We start from the raw sequence: 4,424 nt of genomic DNA, 5'->3' as shown, positions 1-4,424 counted from the left end.
CGTATTCCCTGGATGTGAGTTCTTCCAGCATCTGGAATGCCCGGATATCCTGCATCGCCTGTGATAATGCCATCAGGCGGAGGGATTCCTCCGGGCAGCCATCTTCTCCCGGGTATACCAGAAATGCATCGCCGGATGGGAATGCTGCCCCGGCATCCGTTACCTGAAAAGGGTTAATATGGGACAGGGAATACTGGGAATTGTAGAAATTAAATCCCCAGTGTAAAAATCCCTCCAGCCCGTACTGGTACATCTGTACGCCCAGAATCCGGGTTCTCCCGGAAGGCATTGCAAAAAAGCGGTTTGTCACCTCTTTTCCCTGGGCTCCGCAATAGTAGGTCCAAAGTCCCAGTACCTGATGTTTTAAAAAAGGCTCCAGATGGTCAACTGCCGGGACCGGCTTATCCACAACCCCGCTCTCATAAAAGGCATATCTGGACACTGCATCCATAATGGGATAACCCTTTAAATGGGCGGATACGGATTCCCGGACTTTCCGGTACATTTCCAGATCCTTTTCTTCCGGCTCATCTGATAAATGAAAAAATACCCTTCCTCTTAAATTCCACTCATCCAGCCTGAGCATCAGGGCGTCCAGAAACTGTCCCAGAAATTCCTGATATGCAAAGCTTTGGCTGTCCGTCTCCCAGCCAAATATCCGCACCAGGGTACCGTCCTTCTCTGCCATTACTTTCGGTGCACTTTTCGCCCCCCACTGGGTAAACAGATGGGCGATCTCAAAATATTTCACCCCGCATTCCATGCACATCTGGAAAAAGGCGTACAGTTTCTCAAAGGAAAAGATATATTTTCCGCCCATAACCTTGACGTCCACCAGCTGCACTGTAGTACGCTCTTCTCCTATGGCGGTATCCAGCGGCGGAGTGAAAGCCGGGGTTAATATCATATTCATGCCACGTTTTCCATACAAGGTGATAAAATTTCTCATGATCTCCCAGTGCTGCACAGACCAGGGTTCTACCTGATAATAGTCCGCAAGGCAGTCGCAGTAGAACCATTCTGTATGAAAACAGGTCTGGGGTTTCAAATGTATGGGATAAATACAGATCTCTGTCCGAACCTCACCCACCAGTATCTGTTCTTCATTATAAAACTGCAATATGAGATCCTGATTTCCCTCCATTCCCTGTTCTGCTTCCAGATCAATCCACAAAGCGTGCCATTGACGTGGGATATATGTTATCCTCTCCAGAGAAATATTGCTTAACAAATCAGGATAAAGACCGGGTTCTTTGGAGAGATAATGTCCATCACATTCCCCGCCACAGGGCAGAACGGAAGGCATGAGCTTTACTTCCCGTATCCGCACCGCATCTTTTAAGCTTCCGTTTACTTCTAACCTTCCATATCCGGTATACAAAGAATCCGCCCGGTATGCACATTGGAGGGAAATGGTTTCTCCCCAAAAGCCCGATAACGTTATGCCTTCCAAATCCTCCCCGGGCTCCACTCCCGGAAAGACTTTATTCAGAGAACTTATTAATTTAAATTTATAATCCATTATTTTTATCCTTTCACTAAACAGACGACACCTGTATAAAGAATCAACGAGGAGAGGGCATATATGCCCCCTCCCAGTCAATACATGTGCTTCACTTCGCTGTCGGAATCATTTTTAACAATTCCATTCTGCTATTTTATTTCCACACTGCTCTTTTGTCCTTTGTTTCTAAATAGTTTTTTATAATCCTTGACTTTCGATCCTGGAACCTGGATCACTGCCTTAGAAGATATTTTCTTCAGACAATTGCTGTAGGCTTTGTCCAATACCTTAGATTTAACTTTGATTCTGGTGAGCCTGCTGTCTCCGTAAAATGCCTGTTTTCCAATCGCCGTTACATTTGCACCAATGGTAATCTGCTCCAGCTTCTTGTAATTCTTAAATGATTTCGGTCCAATCTTTGTAACTTTGCATTTTACACCTCTTAAAGTTACCGCTGATGGAACATTCACCTTCTTAACTGACCTGCTGGCAGCACCAACTACCATTACAGCCGCTTTTCCTGCTTCAGGATTGGTCACTTTGTATTTCAGTCCCTTGTACGTCAGAATCTGGCCTTTTTTCAGTGCAGGTACCACAGGCTGTGGAGCCTCATTCGGTTTTAATTCCAGTCCCGCTGCTGCTGACATCAGTCCGGCTGCCGCCTGGTCAATCTGAGCCTGGGCTGCATTTGGATTATTTAAAACTGCTGATGCCGATGCCACTGCGTCTTTCAGGGCTTTTGCACTGCTGTCCGTATATTTCCCGGTATCAAGTCCGGAATATACCTGATAGAGTACTTTCAGCGTTGTGGTGTCTGTTGTGACAACCGGTGCTTCTGTTAATCCTGCCGCTGCTTTCGCCAGGGCTGCCGCTGCCTGGTCAACTACTGCCTGATCTGCTTCTTTACTATTCAGTACCTCCTCTGCAGCTCTCAGTGCTGCAAGGAATGCATCGGCACTGTCTTTTGTGTACTTTCCGGTGTCAATTCCTTTATATGCATCGAAGAGTACTTTCAGCAGCGAGAAGTCTACCGTTTCTTCCGGCTTTTCGGGATCTTCCGGCAATACTGTCAGTGCTGTTGCCGCTGACAGAAGCCCTGCTATGGCATTGTCAACCTCTTCCTGTGTGGCATTTTCATTGTCAATCACGCCAGACAGACGATCCAAGGCTTCTGTAAATACGGTTGCACTATCCTGGGTATATCCGGACAGATCCAGATCTTTGTAAGCATTTTGCAATGCCTTAGCCAATGATTTATCGGTCTCGGGTTCTGTCTCTTTCTTCTCCAGTCCCGCAAGCGCTACCAGCAAACCTGACTCTGCTTCAGCCGCTTCCACTTTTGAAGCATTTTCTTTTTCAAGGACTGCCGATGCATGATTCAGTGCATTTTTCAGGGTTGCTGCGCTGTCTTCCGTATAAATGCTCATATCCATCTGTGAAACAGCATTGTATAAGGACTGCAGCTGTGTCAGGTCCGCCAAAATGCTTTCCAGCTGGGCAATGGCTTCCTGAAGCTTGTTAATCTGCTCCTCTATTGCATCCTGCTCTGCTTTTTCATCTTCCAAAACAGCCTTTGCCTCTTCTATCGCTGCTTTTAATACGGCATAACTCTCTTCTGTATATCCATCGGGAATATAAGCTTCTGCCGCCTCCAGTGCGGTCTGAAGTGCCGTCTTATCTGCAATACGGCGAAATGTCACCGTTACGGTATGATCCTTCTGCACATCGGGAAGCAGTATCGTATTGCCTTCTACGGAATAGTTACCCGTTGATTCTATCTGATCCAGCATATAGCCTTCATCCGGTATCGCTCGCAGCAGAGCGTCATCATGAAGCTTCACTTCCTGGATCTTTGGCTCAACTTTTCCGTGCTCTCCTGCAATCGCCGTAACGGTTGCCGTAGTTACTTCAACCGGTTCTTTCTCTGTAATACTTCCCACTACGGCGTAGTCAATCCGGCTGACACCGCTTTTTACGGTAATCCGCAGCTTATGGTCTGCGTTTTCGTCACTGGCATGAACTTTCAAAACAGGAAGTCCGAAGTTCACATTGCCATTTTCATTATCTACATCATATCCGGTATCTACTGGTTCTTCGTCCAGTGTAATTTCCGCTTCTCCCCAGGGAATCGTTTCGTTTCCTCCGAATATATGGCGAAGCTTCTTGGGAGCATAAACCGTCACATCCGTACCATAGAATGCAATTTCATAGTAAGCCCCTTCTTTACTGCTGGAAGTCCAGCCGGTGTTGGTGGAATCTGTCTGCGTAAACTGTGCCCAGCCTGCTGCCCTTTTATCCGGCTCTTCATTTGCTGTGGTGGACACTGCCTGCGGATCATAAGTAATCTGATCAGACTTGTCATTGACATAAGTCAGAGCCTTCCGCCCGGTGCTGTCAGGAAGCTGTCCTTTATAGGTAACCTTTGCACCATCAATGGCTATCTGAGCTTCCGATGTCTTACGAATTACGGCAGTGTGTTCTTTCATTTCCAGATCTGCAAAGACGGTAGAAGCAAACTTTTCGCCACCGGCTGACGTGTCAATTGTCACCGGTTCACCGCCATCGATAGACACACTGATATTGGCATTGCTGTTGTACTTTCTGTAAAACAGCTCCAGCTTTGTACCATAAAAATGCAGGGTAGATTCCGCTCCCGTTACATTAGTAAAATGAACGTCATTCCCGATTTTGGTTGGGAAATTGCCCTCTTCTGTTTCACGGTAGGTGAAATTGTCATCAAATGAGAACTGGTTGATACCTTCTCCCATATCATTGTCATTAATTGTAACGGTCTTTTCAGCGGTGTCATCTGCCGCTTCATCATACTTGAAGTAGCGGATTTCCCGGATGGCCGGAACCTTGTCTGCCGCCCGCATCACAAGCCGTATCCCTGTTGCCTTCACAGGCGCAAACTGCACGG

2 protein-coding genes are annotated in these 4,424 nt (G+C 46.9%); both read right to left on the bottom strand.

The features are described from left to right. Window positions 1-1,522: DUF4091 domain-containing protein (locus ACH2DQ_RS19140; RefSeq protein ID WP_395027875.1), on the bottom strand; the 1,522-nt coding region annotated here is incomplete at its 3' end. 131 nt (window positions 1,523-1,653) lie between these two features. Continuing rightward, a partial coding sequence (locus tag ACH2DQ_RS19135; protein WP_395027873.1) for a leucine-rich repeat protein occupies window positions 1,654-4,424 on the bottom strand: 2,771 nt, incomplete at its 5' end.

This window comes from Robinsoniella sp. (assembly GCF_034124845.1).
The sequence above is the reverse complement of the archived record's forward strand: the minus strand, read 5'-3'. Positions and strand labels throughout refer to the sequence as shown.